This window comes from Variovorax sp. EL159 (assembly GCF_900100965.1).
GTDB lineage: Bacteria > Pseudomonadota > Gammaproteobacteria > Burkholderiales > Burkholderiaceae_C > Variovorax.
Genome location: NZ_FMUJ01000006.1, coordinates 253,037 through 271,217 on the forward strand (window position 1 = coordinate 253,037; position 18,181 = coordinate 271,217).

Consider the following 18,181-nt stretch of genomic DNA (forward strand, 5'->3'; position numbering starts at 1 on the left):
TGCCAAGGCTTGTTGATTCGCGCCCAGGTCAACCGAAGCGCTACGAGGGAAGCACAGGCGGCAGTGCCCGCGCATTCACCTGCTCACCATCGACGATGAAGTGCCCACCCGCCACATGGTGCAGCGTGCGCAGGTCGTCGTGGCCGGAGAAGTTCCAGCGCCCATCGGCGAACACGCGGGCGTCGGCCTGCGCCGCGATCACCTCGCCGAGGAACAGGTCGTAGCGCTGCTGGATCGGCGGCTCCGGCAGCAGCCGGCATTCGAGCCAGGCCACGCAGTCTTCGAGCAGCGGCGCGTCGGTGGCGACGCCCGCAAAGGTCCGCAGCCCGTAGGCCGTGAACTTGTCGTGCCCCGCGCGCTCGACGATCTCGCGGCCCGAGCTGTTGCCCAGTGCCTCGGTCAAATCGAGCTGCGCGCGCGTCGGCACCTGCAGCGCAAAGCTGCCCGCGCCTTCGAGCAGCACGCGCGTCCAGGTGCTCTTGTCGAGCACCACGGCCACCTTGGGCGGATCGAAGTCGAGCGGCATGGCCCAGGCCGCGGCCATGATGTTGCGCTGGCCGCCGTGCGCGGCGCTCACGAGGACAGTGGGGCCGTGGTTCAGCAGACGGTAGGCCTTGGCCAACGGAACCGGCCGGCGGTGAGAGGCGTTCATGCGCGTGGAATGAAGGTTGCAACGACGGGGTGCCAGCCTAACAAATCGGCCGGCCCCACGTCGCACTCGATCATCGCGCCCGGTCGCCGCTCCCGGTCGTCGTGTTCAGGCCTCGGCTTCCGGCAGCGGCAGACGGCGCACGGCCACGGTCCGGATGCGCTGTGCATCGACATCAGTCACCACGAACTCGTACCCGTCGTGCACCCACGTCGCCTTCGCGGGTGGCAGCCCGCCGAAGCGGGCCAGCAGGAAGCCCGCGACCGAGGTGTAGCTGTCGTCGTCGCTCACGAGGCCATGGGTCTGCAGCGCCTGCTCGAGCAGGTGCAGGTCGGCACTGCCCGACACGGTCCACGCATCGGATGCGGTCTGCAGGATCTCCAGGGTCTCGTCCTCGTCGGGGAACTCGCCGGCAATCGCCTCCAGCACGTCGATGGGCGTGACCACGCCGGTCAGCGTGCCGTGCTCATCGTTGACCAGCGCGAGCTGCCCGCGCGCACCGCGCAGCGTGTCGATGAGCTTGATCACGGTGGTCGATTCGGGCACGTAGATCGGCGTGCGCAGGCCGCCGCGCTCGTCGATCTTTCCGTCGCGCAGCAGGTGGCCCAGCAGGTCCTTCGCGCGCGCCACGCCGACCACGTCGTCGAGCGAGCCCCGGCACACGGGGAAGATGCCGTGCGGCGTGTCGAGCAGTTGCTCGCGCACCGCGTCGGGGTCGTCGTTCAGGTCGACCCACGAGATGTCGGTGCGCGGCGTCATCACCGAGCGCACGTTGCGATCGGCCAGCGACAGCACGCCGCTGACCATGTTGCGCTCTTCCACCGCGAAGGCGGGCTCCGCCGCGAGCGCCGCACCGGGCACGCCGCCCGCCGGCACCGGCTCGCCGGGCCCGCGGCCGCCGAGCAGCCGGATGATGGATTCGGCCGTGCGGTCGCGCAGCGGTCGGCGTGCCTCGTGCCGCAGCGCATTGCGCTTGGCCCACTGGTTCAGCGTCTCGATCATCACGGAGAAGCCGATCGCGCCGTACAGGTAGCCCTTCGGAATGTGGAAGCCCAGGCCCTCGGCCACCAGGCTCAGGCCGATCATCAGCAGGAAGCTCAGGCACAGCACCACCACGGTCGGGTGCGCGTTGACGAAACGCGTGAGCGGCTTCGATGCCCACAGCATGATGCCGATGGAAATGACGACGGCCGCCATCATCACCGGCAGGTGCTCCACCATGCCCACGGCGGTGATCACCGCATCGAGCGAGAACACGGCGTCGAGCACCACGATCTGCGTGACCACCAGCCCGAAGCCCGCATAGACCGTCGAGCCGCTGGCCGTGTGCGTCACGCCTTCCAGTCGCTCGTGCAACTCGGAGGTGGCCTTGAACAGCAGGAACAGGCCGCCCAGCAGCAGGATCAGGTCGCGGCCCGAGAAACCCTGGCCGAACACGCTGAACAGCGGCGTGGTCAGCGTGACCAGCCACGAGACGATCGACAGCAGCGCCAGCCGCATGAAGAGCGCCAGGCTCAGGCCGATGAGCCGCGCCCGGTCGCGCTGGTGCGGTGGCAGCTTCTCCGCAAGGATCGCGATGAAGATCAGGTTGTCGATGCCCAGCACGATCTCCAGGACGACCAGCGTCAGGAGGCCGATCCAGGCGGCGGGGTCGGTGAGGAGTTCAATCATGGGGTGCGTGCGTGCAAGCGGGTGCGGCCCGGCATGGCGCGGGCCATGTCGGGCAACAGGGAAAAGACGGGGAGGATGCGCGCTGCGAAGGCGTCGTTCGCAACGCAGCGATGCAGGCTGAAGCTGGCGCAGGCCAGCGACCTACTGGGAGGCTCTGAAGAAGATTTCACCCCCGCAGTTTATCGAACCCTTTTTTGACGGTTCGCCGCCAAGGGGTTTTAGGCCTCTGTGGATCAGCGGTAGGCGTCGCACAGCGCGAGGTATTCGTCGCCTGAAATCTGCAGCGCGGTCGCGCGGCGAAGCACGCGGGCCTTGGGCTTGGGCAGGTCGGTCTTGATCTGGATCTGCCGGCCGATGGGAATGCCCATGTAGCTCTGGTTGACCCAGATGTTCTCGACGATGTTCTGCCATGGAATCAGCAGGCCGTTCTCGAAAGTCAGGCCCTGGTGGCCCACGACGAACGCGGGCGTCGCGATGTTGCCCAGCTGCCGGATGCACTTGAACGCCAGCCATGCGGCCAGCAGGCCGAACGCTGCGGCGATGAGGATGCCGATGTTCTTGTCCTGCGCGCGGATGCAGACAACGGCCAGCACGCACGCCACCACCACCCAGAGGGCGGCACCGGCGATCAGGCGCGGACGGGAGTAGAAGACCGGGCGGTCCTGGCGGGTCTGTTCGCGCTGGCTGGTGGAGCTGTAGATTTCCATTTTCCTGATTCGCTTTGCTTTGTTGGAGTGGTTGAAGGAAGGAAGGGCGAGAGAGAAAAGAAGAGAAAAAAAGAAGAGGAAAAGAAGAAAGGAAGGGCTCAGGCAGCGGGAAGGCGCTGCATCAGGCAGGCCATCAGCACGGGCTCGTTGTCGATCTTCGAGCGGTCGATCTTGCGGGCCTTGCCATTGGCGACGATCACGAGCTGCTCGTCCACGTCCATGCCCTCTTCATCGGACTGCGTACGGATGGTGTCGATGCTCGACCACGCGATGAGCTGCCCCTTGTGCACCAGCCCTTCCGCATTCAGGCCGAGCGCGCCGAAGGGCACGGTGTCGCCCGCATGCAGGCGCCGCTCGACGTCGTGCCGCAGCACTTCGCCGACGGCTTCCTCGATTTCGGCGAGCAGCGCGGGCGCGTCGTCCCACAGGTCGAGGCGCAGCCGCAGCGTCTTGCCGTTGCGCGTGGTGAGCAGCAGGTGGTTGCGGTTGTGGCGCTGGCGCAGGCGCGTCACGTCCTTGAAGGCCACGATGGTGCCGCCGACCTGCAGGCCGTGCGCGCCCACCGTCATCACCTTCGGCGTGCGCCACCATGCAAGGAAGTCGCTGCCCTTCCAGAAGATCAGGTAGATCGCCGCCGGAATCGCGAGCACCAGCACGAAGAAGGCGCTCTTGTAGCGAACGAAGTCCGCCGTGACGAGATAGGGAAGGATGTAGATCTTCGCGGGCACCAGCATCATGGCGCAGAAGACATAGATCGCGGCAAGGCCGCCCAGCACGCAGTAGAACGCGTAGCGCGGAAAGACTCGGGCGTGACGAATGGGCATGTGAATGGCCCAATGCGTCGACAGCGGGCGTGATGGCGTGAAGAAGGAAAGAACTGCGCGCACGACCATACCAGCGCGATGCGTCATGCATGAGGCCCGGCGTGTCGTCCGGTGACTCATTTTGCGAATGAAAAACGTGCGCCGAAGAAGCTGCTAATTAGGAAGATTTAAGTTTGGCGCTTACTTCGACACAACCGCTGCTTAAGCATTCATGACGCGTGCGGGACAAGTGGGCGACAAGCGCGCGGCCGCCACCGACGCACCACAGGCACACCATCAGCGCACAACGAACATCGCATCGCCCCGCACAAGGCCCTGTACAGATTCGTCGCGCGGGCCGAAACTTCGCGCCCTCTCAACGCCGGAGCTTCTTCAGTGAATCCATCGCACGCCAGCCGCACCGCCCTTGCCACTTCGCTCATGCGCGCCCTCCACACGCGCAGCGACCCCGCTCCGCTGCTGGACGACCCGTGGGGCGACCGCCTCGTTCCCGAGGCCGTGCGCGCGGTCTTTCGCGAGCGGGCACTGGCGCAGCACGATGCATCGCATGGCGCCGCTGCAACGCCCGGGCAGGTGCTCGATGCCGCGCTGCACGCCAACGCGGCGTACCCCGAAGTGATCCTGCGCTCGCGCTACACGGAAGATGCTTTGAAAGACGCCGTGGCCCGCGGCGTCGGGCAGTACGTGATCGTCGGCGCGGGCTTCGACAGCTTCGTCTGCCGCCGCCCCGCGTGGGCCGAGGGCCTGACCATCTACGAAGTCGATCACCCGGCCACGCAGCAATTGAAGCGCCAGCGCCTGCGCGACTGCGGCGTTGCCGAATCGCCCTCGGTGCATTTCATCGAAGCCGACCTGTCGGTCGAAGACCTCGGCAGCGCACTCGCGCGATCGCCCTTCCAGGCCGCGAAGCCGAGCTTCTTCTCGTGGCTCGGCGTCACCGTCTACCTCACGCGGCAGGCCAACCTTGCAGCCCTGCACGCCATCGCCGCCTGCGCGCCGGCCGGCAGTGAACTGGTCTTCACCTACATCGACGAGGCGGCCCTGCGCCCCGGCCACCTGAACGCAGAGGCCTTCCGCAAGCTGCAGAGCGAGGTGTCGGCGGTGGGCGAGGCTTTCCTTTGCGGCTTTGCCCCGGCCGAGCTGAAGGCGCTGCTGCTGGAGACCGGCTTTGCCCTGAAAGAAGACCTGGACGGCCACCAGGCCCTGGCGCGCTATGACGCCGCGGGCGCCAATGGCTTCAAGCCCGCGGGGGCCGCCCACATCGCGCACGCCGTCAGGTTCCCGTCCGTCTGAGACTGCTAGCGTGCGGGCCACTTGTGGCGCGGCTTGCCGATGGCGATGATGGCGCCGACGCGCTGCCACCGGTTTCCACAACCACAACAAGAGGCCCTGTCATGACCGCAAAACCCAACCTGATCTCCGTCGCCCTCGACGAACTCCACCCGACCCAGATCACCGTCGGCGGGGCCGAGGTGGCGACCAAGCGCGCGCAGTGGAGCCAGCTCAAGCGCAAGGACCGCGAGCGCACACTGGCTGCGCACTGGTTCCCGGCCGTGCGTGGGCCGGCCGGGCGCTACTACATCGTCGATCACCATCACCTCGGGTGCGCGCTGCACCAGGAGTCGGTCGACAAGGTGTGGGTGATGCAGCTCGACGATCTCTCCGAGGTCAAGGGCGAGCAGTTCTGGCGGCTCATGGAGTTCCACCGCTGGGCGCACCCGTTCGACGAAAAGGGCAAGCGGCGCGAGTACGGCGCGATTCCCTCCAGCGTGGCGAAGATGCGCGACGACCCGTACCGCGCCCTCGCCGGCTTCGTGCGCAAGGCCGGCGGCTACGCGAAGGATGCGGCGCCGTATGCCGAGTTTCTGTGGGCCGATCATTTCCGGCCGCTGCTGCCCGCCAAGAAGCTCCAGCCTTCGGCCACCGAGCCGATGCCGCAGGCCTCCATCGACAAGGCCGTGGCGCTCGCGCGCGCCGCCGCCGCACGCTACCTGCCGGGCTGGACCGGCGTGACCAACGCCACGCCCGCTGCGGTGATGGCACCGGCCGACGCCAACCACAAGCCCGCACCGTGAGCACCACGTCGCGCCGGCCCGGCATCGCCGACCTGGTGGCGGGCGTGTCCATCGCGGGGCTGCTGCTGCCCGAGGCGGTGGCCTATTCGGGCATCGCGGGGCTGCCGCCGCAAGCCGGCGTGATCGCGCTCTTCGCGGGGCTGCTGGTCTACGGCATCTTCGGCAGCAGCCGCTTCGCGATCGTCTCGGCCACCTCGTCGTCGGCCGCGGTGCTGTTCGCGGCCACCACCTCGATTCCCGGTGTCGACACTGCCACGCGGCTGGCGCTGGGCGCGGGCATCGTGCTGCTGGCCGGGGTCTTCTTCGTCATTGCGGGCATCGCCAAGCTGGGCGCGGTGTCGAGCCTGATCGCCAAGCCGGTGCTGCGCGGCTTCGCGCTCGGGCTGGCGCTGACCATCGTCATCAAGCAGTTGCCGAAGGTGCTGGCGGTGCAGCCGGCGCACAGCGATTTCTTCCGGCTCATCGCGGGCCTGGTGTCCGAATGGCGGCACTGGAACCTGGCCGGTGCGGCAATGGCGCTGGCCGCGCTGCTGCTGCTGCGTGGCCTCGCACGATGGCGCGCCGTGCCGGCGGCGCTGCTGGTGATCGTGTGCGGCATCGCGCTCGACATCAGCGGGCTGTGCCATGCCTGGGGCGTGGCGGCGGTGGGGCCGATCTCGCTCGACTTCTCGCACCCCGGCGTGCCTTCGCTCGACCGCGCGCAATGGCTGGGGCTGGGCGAGCTGGCCTTTGCCATGGCGCTGATCCTCTATGCCGAGTCCTATGGCTCGATCCGCACCTTCGCGATGCGCCACGGCGACAACGTGTCGGCCAACCGCGACCTGCTCGCGCTGGGCGGCGCGAACCTGCTGTCGGCGCTGTTCCAGGGCATGCCGGTGGGCGCGGGCTACTCGGCCACCTCGGCCAACGAATCGGCGGGCGCGCAGAGCCGCGCGGCGGGCATCGTGGCGGGGCTGGTGGTGCTGGTGGCCGTGCTCACGCTGCTGCCGTGGATCGCGCACACGCCCGAGCCGCTGCTGGCCGCCATCGTGATCAACGCGGTGAGCCATTCGCTGAACCCTTCGTCGCTGCGGCCGTATTTCCATTGGCGGCGCGACCGGCTGGTGGCATTGGTGGCCGTTGCCGCCGTGCTGCTGCTGGGCGTACTCGACGGCCTGCTGGCGGCCATCGGCGTGAGCCTGCTGATGCTGCTGCGCGGCTTCTCGCGCACCACGGTGAGCTGGCTCGGCCGGCTGGGCCAGAGCCATGACTACGTCGACACCGCCCGCCACCCCGAGGCCGTGGTGCCGCCGGGCGTGCTGATCGCACGGCCTGAGGTGCCGCTGTTCTTCGGCAATGCGGATGCGGTGTTCGTGTCGATCCGCGCCCGCATCGACGCCACGCCGGCGCTGCAGCGCATGGTGCTGAGCCTGGAAGAATCGCCGGACCTCGACGCCACCAGCATCGAGGCGATGTGCGACTTTGCAGCCTACGTGCGCGTGCGCGGCGCGCGCCTGTCGCTGGCGCGCGTGAAGGACAACGTGCGCGACCTGCTCGCCAAGGTCGATTCGCCCGACCTCAAGGCCGAGGTCTATGCACCGTGGAGCGTGGACGACGCGGTGGAGGTATCGCAGAACACGGGTGGCGGCACGCCGGCACCCGCCGTCAGCGCTGCGCCGCCTGCCGCCTGAACTCGCTCGGGCTGCCGCCCGTGTGCTCGCGGAACACGCGGCTGAAGTGCGACAGGTTGCCGAAGCCGGCGGCCAGCGCGATGTCGGTGATCGAGCGCGCCGCGTTCGCCGGGTCGAGCAACTCGCGGATGCTGGCCGCCAGCCGCTGGTGCTGGATGTAGCCGGTCAGCGTTTCGTCGTCGCCCGCGAAGGCGCTGTGCAGCAGGCGCTTGCTGCAGCGCAGGGCCAGCGCCATGCTGTCGATCGACAGGGCCGGGTCGCGCAGGTTCTGCGCGACGTGGCGGCGGATGCGGTCCTTCAGCGCCTCGCGCTGGGTCTGCGGTGTTTCCTGCCCCGCGAGTTCCATCAGCGACAGCCGCACCAGATGGATCAGCAGCTCGCCCGCGCCGCGTGCGGCGGCCTCGCTCATGAAGGGCAGTTCGAGATAGGTGCTGCGCATGGTCTCCAGCGCCACGCGCGAGATGCCGCTGCCCCCGCCGATGCGGCGCGCCACGAGGTCGTTGAGCGGCAATGCGGGCGTGGCGAGCTGGTCTTTCGGCAGCATCACGATCAGGTGGTCGCTGCGCTCGGGGTTGGCCACGGTGTAGTCGGCGGTGGTGTCGTAGAGCGTCCATCCGCCTGAACGCACCGCCGCCGCGCGGCCACGCTGCGTGACCTCGGCCGAGCCCTGCCAGGGCGCGACGATCTTCAGATAAGGCGTTTCGCTCAGGCGCGCCATCTGCGTGGTGCGCAGCACGCGGTGCCGGTTGGCTTCGAGCCGCGTGAGGATCACGTCGCCCGCATGCGAGGCCGCGAGGTGGCCATCGAATTCGCTGTCGTCGTACAGGTCGGAACCCAGGCCGCCGAAGTGGCGCCACACCCATTCGCACCACAGCGGCCCGCGCTCCTTCGGCGGGATCTGGTCGGTGGACAGGAGCAGCGAAGCGGTCATGCAGGCGGGGACGGCGAGAACGAAAGATTTCAACACGGAGCCGGGGTGCCGCGCATTGTGAAGCGCCTTCAAGCCCCAAGGGATTTCGGGTTAACCACTAGGCGCATGCACGCTGCGTCAAGTGCTTTGTGCGCGGCGGGCACAGCACCCGAAAGCCCCCGTTTCTACGATTCCGGGCAGCGGGCGCATGTCGACGCCCACAGGAGACTTTCATGCTTCACCCCAACCGCCGCCACTGGATCAAGGGCACCGCCACCGCGCTGGGCGCGGCCGCCGTCGCGCCGCAACTGTTTGCTCAGAGTGGCCCCGTGCGCATCGGCTACGCCATCGCGCGCACCGGCCCCTGGGCCGCGGGCGCGCAAGTGAGCCAGGAACCCAACTACCTGCTGTGGGCCGAGCAGGTCAACGCGGCGGGCGGCCTGTCGGTGAAGGGCACCAAGCGCCCCATCGAGCTGATCGGCTACGACGACCGCAGCGAGACCGAGACCTGCGTGCGCACCTTCGAAAAGCTCATGGGCAGCGACAAGGTCGACCTGGTGCTGCCGCCCTGGGGTTCGGGCGCCAACTTCGCGGTGGCACCGCTGGCCAACCGCTTCGGCTATCCGCTGCTGGCGCCCACGGCGCTGTCGCGCAAGCTGATCGACATGCACCTGCCCTTCTTCTTCTCGCTGCTGCAGCAGCCCGACAAGATGATGGGCGCGCTGGTCGACATGCTGGTGGCGAACAACGTGAAGACCATCGCCATCGTCTACATGGACGACCTGTTCGGGCTGGAGAACTTCGCCGCACTCAACGCTGCGCTGAAGAAGACCAGCATCCAGGTGCTCGACCGCAAGAGCTACCCGCTGGGCGTGAAAGACCTCGCGCCGGTGCTGCGCACCATGAAGGACCTGAACCCCGACGCCTTCATCGGCATCACCTACCCGCCGGACACCATCCTGGCGAGCCGGCAGTCGCGCGAGGTGGGCTTCAACCCCAAGTACTTCTACGCCTCGGTCGGCACCGCCTTCCAGCTCTACAAGAACGTGATGGCGGCCAACACCGAAGGCGTGATCGGCATGGGCTCGTGGAACGGCAAGACCAGCCCCGAGGCCAAGGCTTACTTCGACGCACACACGAAGAAGTTCGGCAAGGAACCCGACCGCTGGGCCAGCGGCCACGCATGGGCCGGCCTGCAGATTCTTCAGCAGGCGGTGGAAAAGGTGGGCCTGGACCGCAAGGCGTTGCGCGACCAGATCGCGAAGAACGAGTTCAAGACCATCCTCGGCCCGATCCGCTTCGAGGGCAGCGAGAACGCGTCCATTCCCGGCACCGTCGCGCAGTGGCAGGGCAGCGACTTCGAAGTGGTCTGGCCCAAGGACCGCGCCACCGCGCAACTCAGCCCCAAGCCGGCCTGGAAATAACGACGTGTCATTCACTGGATGGGCCGAGCTCCTGGCCGGCGGATTGATCACGGGCGGCATCTATGCGCTGGTCGCCATCGGGCTGAACCTGCAGTACGGGCTGATGCGCATCATGAACATCTCGCACGGCGAGTTCCTGATGCTGGGCGCCTTTCTCACGTGGTGGGCGCACACGGCCTTCGGCGTCTCGCCGCTGGTCTTCATGCCGGTGGCCTTCGCGGTGCTGATGGCGCTGGGCATGGCGGTGCACTGGCTGTGCTTCCGGCAGGTGGCGGCGCGCGCGCCCAACGTCGATGTGTTCGAGGCGCGCAGCCTGATGGTGGGCTTCGGCCTGATGTTCCTGGTGCAGAACACCGCGCTGCTGATCTGGGGCGGCGACCTGCGCGGCTACGACTACCTGGCCGAGCCGGTGCAGTTCGGCGAGATGCGCTTCACCGCCAACAAGCTGGTGCTGTTCGGCGTGGCGCTGGCACTGAGCCTCGGGCTCATCGCGCTGCTCAAGCTCACGCTGCTGGGCAAGGCGGTGCGCGCGCTGATGCAGTCGCCCACCGGCGCGCAGCTCGTGGGCATCAACACGAAGCGGCTGCATCCGCTGATGTTCGGCATCGGCCTGGGCCTGTCGGGCGTGGCCGGCGCGCTGCTGTCGATGACCTATGAAATCTCGCCGTCGATGGGCGAGCCCTACACGGTGACGGCGCTGATCGTCATCACCCTCGGCGGCTTCGGCAGCATCGCGGGCAGCCTCGTCGGCGGCCTGCTGCTGGGCGTGGTGGAAGCGCTGGGCATGTACTACACGAGCCCCTCGCTCAAGATGCTGCTGTCGTATGCCGTGTTCATCGGCGTGCTGATCTGGCGGCCCAACGGACTGTTCTCCCGCAGATGATTTCCCTCTTTCAAAACAAGCCGTGGTGGGTGCTGGCCATCGGCCTCGCGCTGGCGGCCGCCGTGCCGTGGATCGCCTCGGAGTTCGTGGCCTCGGTGGCGCTCGGCTGCCTGATGTACATCGCGCTGGCCACGAGCTGGTCGCTGTTCTGCGGTGCCACGCGCTACCTGTCGCTCGCCACTTCGGCCTTCTTCGGGCTGGGCGCCTATGCCAGCGCCACGCTGCTCGACGTGCTGCCGTGGCCGCTGGTCATCCTGTGCGGCGCGGCCATCGCGAGCGCGGTGGCGGTGCTGATGGGCGCGGCGGTGCTGCACCTGCGCGGCACCTACTTCGCGGTGCTGACCTTCGGCATGACGGAGCTGATCCGCCACGCCGTGACCTTCGTCGAGAAGCAGGTGTCGGGCACTGTCGGCCGCGTGCTGACCGTGGTGCCGTCGAACGAGACGGTGTACCTCACGGTGCTGGCGATCGCGGGTGCGGCCATTGCGACGGCGCTGCTGGTCAAGCGCAGCCGCTTCGGCCTGGCGCTGGCCGGCATCGGCGCCGACGAGCAGCGTGCGCAGACGCTCGGCGTCGACACACGTCGCGTGAAGGTGATGGGCTTCGCGCTCACCGCCGCCTTCGCCGGTGCGGTCGGCGCGGCGATGGCGGTGCGCTGGACGTACATCGATCCGCCGGCCGTGTTCAGCCCCTTCATCGGCTTCCAGACGGTGTTGATCGCGATGATCGGTGGTGCGGCCAGCATCGGCGGTCCGGTGGCCGCGGCCATCGTGTTCAGCCTGCTGTCGGAAACGCTGCGGCTGCAACTGCCCTACGGCTACATGATGGTGCTGGGCCTGCTGCTGATCCTGTGCGTGATGTACCTGCCCAACGGCCTCGCGTCGCTGTGGCAGCGCAAGGTGGCGGCGCTGCGGAGGCATGGCCATGAATGAGCGCCCTCTTCTTCTCGAAGCCCGCGAACTCACCGTGCGCTTCGGCGGACTCACGGCGGTGGACGCGGTCAGCGCCACGCTGCATGCGGGCGAGCTGGTCGGCATCATCGGGCCCAACGGCGCGGGCAAGACGACCTTCTTCAACGCAATCTCTGGCGTGGTCATGCCCACTTCGGGCCAACTGCTGGTGGAAGGCAACGTCGACCTCACGCGGCGCGGCCCGCATCTTTATGCGGCGCACGGCATCGCGCGCACCTTCCAGACGCCGCGCGTCATGGCCGACATGACGCTCGAAGACAACGTGCGCTTCGGCATGCAGTTCGCGGGGCGGCATCGCGCGCCCATCGCGGGGCTGGGCAGCACGGGCGAGATTCTCGACATGCTGGGCCTCGGCGGCCTCGCAAAGAACATCGCTGCCGACGTGACTCCTTCGCAGCAACGCCTGCTGGAGATCGGCATGGCACTGGGCACCCGGCCGCGCGTGCTGCTGCTCGACGAAGTGGCGGCGGGGCTCACCGAAGCCGAGGTCGATGCCATGGCGCGGCGCATCCGCCGGCTGCGCGACGAGCACGGCCTCACGGTCGTGTGGATCGAGCATGCGGTCGCCACGCTGCTGAAGTACGTCGAGCGCGTGCTGGTGCTGCACCAGGGCCGCAAGATCGCCGACGGCACGCCGGCAGAAGTCGTACGCAATGCCGAGGTGGTCGAGGCCTATCTGGGCGACGAGATGGAGGCCACCGCATGAGCGCCGCACAACTCACCGTGCGCGGCCTCTCCGCCGGCTACCACGGCTTTCAAGTGATTCAAGGCATGGACCTCGATGTGTCGCCCGGCGTCACCGTCGTGCTCGGGCCCAACGGCGCGGGCAAGACCACGCTGCTGAAGGCGCTGGCCGGGCTGCTGCCGCGCACGGGTGATGCATTGCTCGACGGCGCCGCGCTGCCTTCCGGCGAGGCCACGGCCTGCGTGCGGCGCGGCCTTGCACTGGTGGCCGAAGGCCGTCAGCTCTTTCCGCAGATGACCGTCACCGAGAACCTCGAACTCGGCGGCTGGCTCATTCCCGCGCGGCTGCGCACCGAGCGCCTCGCGCGTGCCTTCGACGACTTTCCGCGTTTGAAGGAACGCGCCACGCAACTGGCCGGCACCATGAGCGGCGGCGAGCAGCAGATGGTGGCGGTGGCGCGCGCCATGATGAGCGGGCCACGCCTGCTGATGCTCGACGAGCCTTCGCTCGGCCTTGCGCCGCGCATGGTCGACGAGCTGCTGGCCATCGTGCGCCGCATCGCGTCGCAGGGCGTGACCGTGCTGATGGTCGAGCAGAACGTGCGCAAGGCGCTGCAGGCCGCGGACCGTGGCTATGTGCTCGAACGCGGCCGCGTCGTCGCCTCGGGCGAGGCGCAGGCGCTGCTGCATTCCGACGTGGTGCGCCAGGCCTACCTGGGCGTCGCCTGATCCATTCATTCCCCTTTTTCCTGAAGGACACACACCCATGACCGACATCTCCATGTTCATCGACGGCGAACATCGCGCAGCCACCGGCGGCACCAGCTTCGAGCGCCGCAACCCGCTGGACGGCGGCATCGCCACGCGCGCGCCCGCCGCCACGCCGGCCGATGCGGTCGCCGCTGTCGAGGCCGCGCACCGCGCCTTCGCCAGCTGGTCGCAGACCGGCCCCGGCGCGCGCCGTGCGCTGTTGCTCAAGGCCGCGCATGCGCTCGAATCGCGCGCCGATGCCTTTGTCCAGGCGATGGCGCGCGAGACCGGCGCCTCGGCGCTGTGGGCCGGTTTCAACGTGCACCTGGCGGCCGGCATCCTCACCGAGGCCGCCTCGCTCACCACGCAGATCGCCGGCGAGGTGATCCCGTCCGACGTGCCGGGCAGCCTGGCCATGGGCGTGCGGCAGGCGGCCGGCGTGGTGATCGGCATCGCGCCGTGGAACGCACCGGTGATCCTGGCCACGCGCGCCATCGCGACGCCGCTGGCCTGCGGCAACACCGTGGTGCTCAAGGGCTCGGAGCTGTGCCCCGAGACGCATGCGCTCATCATCGAAGCACTGGCCGAAGCCGGCTTGCCCAAGGGCACGGTGAACTTCGTCACCAACGCGCCCGCCGATGCCGGTGCCGTGGTCGAGGCCATGGTGGCGCACCCGGCCGTGCGCCGCGTCAACTTCACCGGGTCGACGCGCGTCGGCAAGCTGATCGCGCAGACCTGCGCCAAGTACCTGAAGCCCGCCGTGCTCGAACTCGGCGGCAAGGCGCCCTTCGTGGTGCTGGACGATGCCGACATCGACGCGGCGGTGAACGCGGCGATCTTCGGTTCCTTCGCCAACTCCGGCCAGATCTGCATGTCGACCGAACGCATCGTGGTCGACAACGCCATCGCCGATGAATTCGTTTCGAAGTTCGCGGCCCGCGCGCAGGCCCTGCCGCTGGGCGACCCGCGCGAAGGCCCGGTGGTGCTCGGCTCGGTGGTCGACATGAGCACGGTGAAACGCTGCAACGCGCTCATCGACGACGCGCTGGCCAAGGGCGCCAGGCTGGTGTGCGGCGGCAAGGCGACCCACACGCTGATGCCCGCCACCGTGCTCGACCACGTGACGCCGGCCATGGAGATCTACCGCGAGGAATCCTTCGGCCCGGTCAAGGCCGTGGTGCGCGTCAGCGGCGTGGAAGAAGCCGTGGCCATTGCCAACGACAACGAGTTCGGCCTGTCGTCGGCCGTGTTCGGCCGCGACGTGGCACGCGCATGGAACGTGGCGCAGCGCATCGAAGCCGGCATCTGCCATGTGAACGGCCCCACGGTGCACGACGAGGCGCAGATGCCCTTCGGCGGCGTCAAGGCCTCGGGCTATGGGCGCTTCGGCGGACGGGCCGGCGTGGAAGCCTTCACGGAGCTGCGCTGGATCACGGTGCAGACGACGCCGCGCCACTATCCGTTCTGATTGCTCGCCCCGTAAGCCTCAACCCGCCAGGAAGTCCGGCTGGTTGAATTTCTTCTCCAGGAACTGCCCATTGGCCACCAGCGCGGCCGCGTCGCTGGAGGCCACGTTGGCCACGATCTCGCGCAGCTTGCCGTCGAGCAGGCCCAGCTGTTCGCCGAGCAGCTGGCGCGCGGTCTTACCGTCTTTCACGGCATGGGTGATGCGAAAGGCGGGCGGCAGCGCGACGTAGTTGGCCAGCGTCTCGGGCAGGTAGCGCAGCACGGTCTCGCGCACGGTGAACAGGTCGTCGCCGTGCGAGCCGGCCCCCACCAGGCGCGGCAGCACCTCGCCCACCGAGCCGCGCACGCTGTCCAGGCTCTTGCGCATGTCTTCGGTCAGGTGCGGCTGTGCCTGCGCCACCACGCGGTCCAGGCGCTCCAGCGTCTGCTCGACGCTCAGGCTGTCTTCGATGCGGCGCTCCAGTTCGGGCGCCTTGCGGCCCAGCAGCCAGCCGGCCACGTACAGGCCGGCCGTGATCAGCAGCCACCCGCGGTCGATGACGCCGGCGAACAGCAGGGCCGGCCCGAGCAGCGCCAGCGCGCAGCCCAGGATATTGGCGTTGCCGTACAAAAACAGCAGCGCCCGCAGCTTCAGCGAACGCTCCGGCATCACTGGTAGCCCCGGATTTCCTTGAACACCTGGCCCAGCTGCAGCTTGCGGCCGTCGAACTCGCGCCCGCCCGAGAGCTGTGCGATCTGCTGCATCTCGGACACGTTGCCCTCGCCGAACAGGATCGGGAAGATGCGCGCTGGCAGGCCGCGCGCATAGCGCTCGCGGAACTCGTGCAGCTTCAGGCCCGAGTTGTTCTCGCCATCGGTCAGCAGCACGATGCTGACGAAGCGGTCGGGCTCGCGCTGCTGCTCCTGCCGCGCCAGGTCTTCGGCGGCGGCGAGCGCGGAGTAGATCGCGGTGCCGCCATCGGCCCGCATCGCATCGGCCTGGCGGCGCAGTTCGGTGCGCGCGGCATCGATCTGGTCGGCATCGAAGCGCACCCACACGGGCTCCGACACCTGCGTGGCGAAGGGAATCAGCACCACGCGCTCGCGGCTCTGGAAGGCGCTGTAGCGCGTGCTGGCGGTGCCCGCATCGGCGCCCGAGAGCAGCTTGAGCGCCTCGCGCATCGACGCCAGGCGCTGGCCCGCCATCGAGCCACTGAGGTCGAGCACGAAGATCGAGGTGGCGGGCTTGCGCCATTGCGACTGGTAGGTGCCGAGCACCGCGTCGATCACCTCCAGCCGGTTGGGAAAGCTCAGCTCGGCCACGGCCGCCGTGGGCAAGGCACTGGCGGTGGCCACTTCGGGGTTGGCGGGGCGCAGGAAGGCGGCCGAGAGCGCATCGCGCTGGAACGGCGCGGCCTTGAGCGTGGCCACCAGTTGGGTGTAGGCCTCGCGCTTGTCGGCGTTGAGCAGCATCAGCGGGTAGTCGGCCGAGATCATGCCGTCGCGCGGGTAGATCAGCGTGAGCTGGTCGGCGGCGGGCAGCTTCTCGTTGGCGCGCAGGATCACGGCCTCGTAGTTCACCATCGCGTCGATGGCCGAGGGGTCCTTGATGTAGGCCTCGGCCAGCCAGCCGGAGCTGCCGGCGGTGAGCTTCTGGCCCGAGAGAAAGGCCTTGAGCGTCTTGCCGTCCACGTCCTGCGCGCTCAGGTCTTCGGTCTTGCCCGCCAGCGCGGACGCCACCGCGAACAGCGCACTCATGCCGGTGTTGGAGCTGGTGGCATTGGTCATGCCGTAGCGCAGCTGGCCGCTGCTCGCGGCCTTGGCGATCTCGGCCCAGCCGGGCGGGCGCTTGTTCCATCCGAGCTGCGCGGCCTTGGCGTTCTTCACGCCGAGGGCAATGCGCGAATAGAAGAGCTTGTCGCGCGCCAGCGGCTTGGTCTGCAGTGCGAGCGCGGGATAGGCGCCGTTGGGCGGCAGGATCGCGTCAAAGCGCTCGCCGGCGTTGATGCGCTCGACGATGTCCAGCGTGCCGGCATACGAGAGCTTCACCTCCACGCCCGCCGCCTTCGCGGCTGCCACGATGGGCCCTTCGAGATCCTTCAGTTCCGAGCCCGCGAGGATGGTGAAGGCGGCGCCCGACGCCACCACCGGTGCGCCGTTGGTGGCCTGCGCGTCCTGCTGCGGCTCGCAGGCCGCGAGGCCCATCGCCAGCAGCGCGATCGCGAACAGCCAGCGCATGCGCGCCAGGCTCACAGCGCGACCTCGCCGCGCGGCTGCTGCAGCGCCTGCGCGCCTTCCTGGCGGCGCACGCGGTCCAGGTAGGTGCGGCTCTTGGCAACTTCGTTGGTCAGCGTGTCCACCGTGGTCTGCATCGAATCGAGCGCGCGGCTCTTGAAGTCGGCGATCGTGTCCATGGTCTGGTAGATGTTGGCAAAGGCCTGCTGCAGCTTGGCGATCTCGATAGTGCTGGAGGCCGCCTGCTGGTGGATGGCGCTGCTCTGGTCGCGCAGCATCTCGCTGGTGCTGGCGATCAGGTTGCCGGTGGTGGCGTTGAGCGCGCTGATCTGGTCGAGCACCAGCTTCTGGTTCGACAGCGCCTGCGCCACGATCACGGCGGTGCGCAGCGCGGCCACGGTGGTGGTGGTGGCGCGGTCCACGCCCTTCATCAGCTCCAGGTTGTTCTTGCGGATCATGTCCAGCGCCAGGTAGCCCTGGATGTTCACCGCCAGTTGGGTCAGCAGGTCGGTGACCTTCTGGCGCGAATAGAACAGCATTTCTTCGCGCACCACGCGGGCCTTCTCGGGGTCGCTCGCCTCCAGCTCGCGCGCCTTGGCATCGAGCTGGCTGTCGAGCGCCTTGCCGATGTGCACGTATTTTTCGAGCCGCTCCATCAGCGTCCAGAGGTTGACCTTTTCCTGCTCGATGGCGGTGTTGTCGCGCAGCAGTTCGTCCTTGCCGCGCTTGAGCGATTCGATGATCGCGTTCAGGTGCGTCTGCGACGACTGGTAGCGCTCGAAGTACGCGATAAGCTTGTTGACCAGCGGAATGAGGCCCAGCAGCTTGCGCGCCGAGAACAGGTCGCCCTGCTTCGAGGGGTCGAGGTCTTCGACCTGGTGGCGCAGGTCGATGAGCGACTGGCCGATCTGCGCGCCCTTGTCGAACAGGCCGTTGCGCAGCGAGCCCACGGGCCGGTCGAGCATGCGGTTGGAGACCGAGGCCGAAGCCTCGATGTCCTTGGTGCCCATCGAATGGATGCGCTCCACCGCTTCCTTGAACTGCGGATGCTGGCTGTCGTGCTGCGTGATGTCTTCGATGAAGCGCGCCACCTGCGCGTCGAGCTCGGCCACGTCCTCGGGCTTCAGGCGCACCTTGCCGCTGGCCGATTCCACCGGCACCACCGCGACGGCGGCCGGCGGCTCGAGCGTGAAGGCCTGCGGCGGCTGGAGTTCGACCGGCGCGGGGGCCGTGGTGGTGGTGTTCGTTGCAGTGACGGGCGCGTTCATGAGGGTTCCTTGAT

General features: G+C 68.3%; 17 protein-coding genes. 9 read left to right on the plus strand and 8 right to left on the minus strand.

Features of this window, described 5'->3' with window-relative positions; translation table 11 throughout:
• Window positions 1-40 precede the first annotated feature (40 nt).
• From BLQ28_RS25155 to BLQ28_RS25170, 4 genes are all read right to left on the minus strand, one after another.
• A complete protein-coding gene (locus tag BLQ28_RS25155) occupies window positions 41-652 on the minus strand; it encodes a flavin reductase family protein (protein ID WP_093245969.1) in 612 nt (203 codons plus the stop codon).
• A gap of 105 nt (window positions 653-757) precedes the next feature.
• Window positions 758-2,317: a TerC family protein gene (locus BLQ28_RS25160; RefSeq protein ID WP_093246174.1), complete on the minus strand. Its 1,560-nt coding sequence runs from the start codon at window positions 2,315-2,317 to the stop codon at window positions 758-760.
• A gap of 236 nt (window positions 2,318-2,553) precedes the next feature.
• Entirely contained in the window at window positions 2,554-3,027 is a 474-nt protein-coding gene (locus tag BLQ28_RS25165; protein ID WP_093245970.1) for a hypothetical protein, read from the minus strand.
• A 98-nt stretch (window positions 3,028-3,125) separates the two neighbouring features.
• The gene (locus tag BLQ28_RS25170; protein WP_256327446.1) at window positions 3,126-3,851 is read right to left on the minus strand and encodes a hypothetical protein; all 726 of its coding nucleotides are present in this window, start codon (window positions 3,849-3,851) and stop codon (window positions 3,126-3,128) included.
• Window positions 3,852-4,226: 375 nt separating this feature from the next.
• On the opposite strand from BLQ28_RS25170, the gene BLQ28_RS25175 reads away from it, so the two are divergent.
• The 3 genes from BLQ28_RS25175 to BLQ28_RS25185 all read left to right on the plus strand — a co-directional run bounded on the left by BLQ28_RS25175 (window position 4,227) and on the right by BLQ28_RS25185 (window position 7,596).
• Complete coding sequence (locus BLQ28_RS25175; protein ID WP_093245971.1) at window positions 4,227-5,144, plus strand: class I SAM-dependent methyltransferase; 918 nt, start codon at window positions 4,227-4,229, stop codon at window positions 5,142-5,144.
• Between the two features lie 101 nt (window positions 5,145-5,245).
• Complete coding sequence (locus BLQ28_RS25180; RefSeq protein ID WP_093245973.1) at window positions 5,246-5,926, plus strand: ParB-like protein; 681 nt, start codon at window positions 5,246-5,248, stop codon at window positions 5,924-5,926.
• The gene (locus BLQ28_RS25185) at window positions 5,923-7,596 is read left to right on the plus strand and encodes a SulP family inorganic anion transporter (RefSeq protein WP_256327447.1); all 1,674 of its coding nucleotides are present in this window, start codon (window positions 5,923-5,925) and stop codon (window positions 7,594-7,596) included. Before BLQ28_RS25180 ends, BLQ28_RS25185 begins: the two co-directional genes overlap by 4 nt.
• On the opposite strand, the gene BLQ28_RS25190 is transcribed toward BLQ28_RS25185, so the two are convergent.
• A complete protein-coding gene (locus BLQ28_RS25190) occupies window positions 7,571-8,527 on the minus strand; it encodes an AraC-like ligand-binding domain-containing protein (RefSeq protein ID WP_093245975.1) in 957 nt (318 codons plus the stop codon). The two genes, BLQ28_RS25185 and BLQ28_RS25190, sit on opposite strands and share 26 nt — an antisense overlap.
• A gap of 212 nt (window positions 8,528-8,739) precedes the next feature.
• Between BLQ28_RS25190 and BLQ28_RS25195 the strand changes: the two genes are divergently transcribed.
• The 6 genes from BLQ28_RS25195 to BLQ28_RS25220 are packed head-to-tail and all read left to right on the plus strand — an operon-like array spanning window position 8,740 to window position 14,686.
• The gene (locus tag BLQ28_RS25195) at window positions 8,740-9,930 is read left to right on the plus strand and encodes an amino acid ABC transporter substrate-binding protein (protein ID WP_093245976.1); all 1,191 of its coding nucleotides are present in this window, start codon (window positions 8,740-8,742) and stop codon (window positions 9,928-9,930) included.
• A gap of 4 nt (window positions 9,931-9,934) precedes the next feature.
• Window positions 9,935-10,813 (plus strand): branched-chain amino acid ABC transporter permease, encoded by an 879-nt coding sequence (locus tag BLQ28_RS25200; protein ID WP_093245978.1) that lies wholly within the window; start codon window positions 9,935-9,937, stop codon window positions 10,811-10,813.
• Entirely contained in the window at window positions 10,810-11,745 is a 936-nt protein-coding gene (locus BLQ28_RS25205; protein WP_093245979.1) for a branched-chain amino acid ABC transporter permease, read from the plus strand. Before BLQ28_RS25200 ends, BLQ28_RS25205 begins: the two co-directional genes overlap by 4 nt.
• Window positions 11,738-12,490: an ABC transporter ATP-binding protein gene (locus tag BLQ28_RS25210; RefSeq protein ID WP_093245981.1), complete on the plus strand. Its 753-nt coding sequence runs from the start codon at window positions 11,738-11,740 to the stop codon at window positions 12,488-12,490. Before BLQ28_RS25205 ends, BLQ28_RS25210 begins: the two co-directional genes overlap by 8 nt.
• Window positions 12,487-13,197 carry an ABC transporter ATP-binding protein gene (locus BLQ28_RS25215; RefSeq protein ID WP_093245982.1) on the plus strand — a complete coding sequence of 237 codons (711 nt, stop codon included), beginning with the start codon at window positions 12,487-12,489 and terminating at the stop codon, window positions 13,195-13,197. Before BLQ28_RS25210 ends, BLQ28_RS25215 begins: the two co-directional genes overlap by 4 nt.
• Before the next feature lie 37 nt (window positions 13,198-13,234).
• Window positions 13,235-14,686, plus strand: a complete 1,452-nt coding sequence (locus BLQ28_RS25220; RefSeq protein ID WP_093245984.1) for an aldehyde dehydrogenase — start codon at window positions 13,235-13,237, stop codon at window positions 14,684-14,686.
• Window positions 14,687-14,704: 18 nt separating this feature from the next.
• Here the strand turns inward: BLQ28_RS25220 and BLQ28_RS25225 are convergent, their stop codons facing one another.
• The 3 genes from BLQ28_RS25225 to BLQ28_RS25235 are packed head-to-tail and all read right to left on the minus strand — an operon-like array spanning window position 14,705 to window position 18,167.
• Window positions 14,705-15,334: a hypothetical protein gene (locus BLQ28_RS25225; protein ID WP_093245985.1), complete on the minus strand. Its 630-nt coding sequence runs from the start codon at window positions 15,332-15,334 to the stop codon at window positions 14,705-14,707.
• On the minus strand, window positions 15,334-16,917 hold the full coding sequence (locus BLQ28_RS25230; RefSeq protein ID WP_256327449.1) for a substrate-binding domain-containing protein: 1,584 nt from the start codon (window positions 16,915-16,917) through the stop codon (window positions 15,334-15,336). The genes BLQ28_RS25225 and BLQ28_RS25230 overlap by 1 nt, the downstream gene beginning before the upstream one ends.
• On the minus strand, window positions 16,914-18,167 hold the full coding sequence (locus BLQ28_RS25235) for a toxic anion resistance protein (RefSeq protein WP_093245987.1): 1,254 nt from the start codon (window positions 18,165-18,167) through the stop codon (window positions 16,914-16,916). The genes BLQ28_RS25230 and BLQ28_RS25235 overlap by 4 nt, the downstream gene beginning before the upstream one ends.
• Window positions 18,168-18,181: the final 14 nt, after the last annotated feature.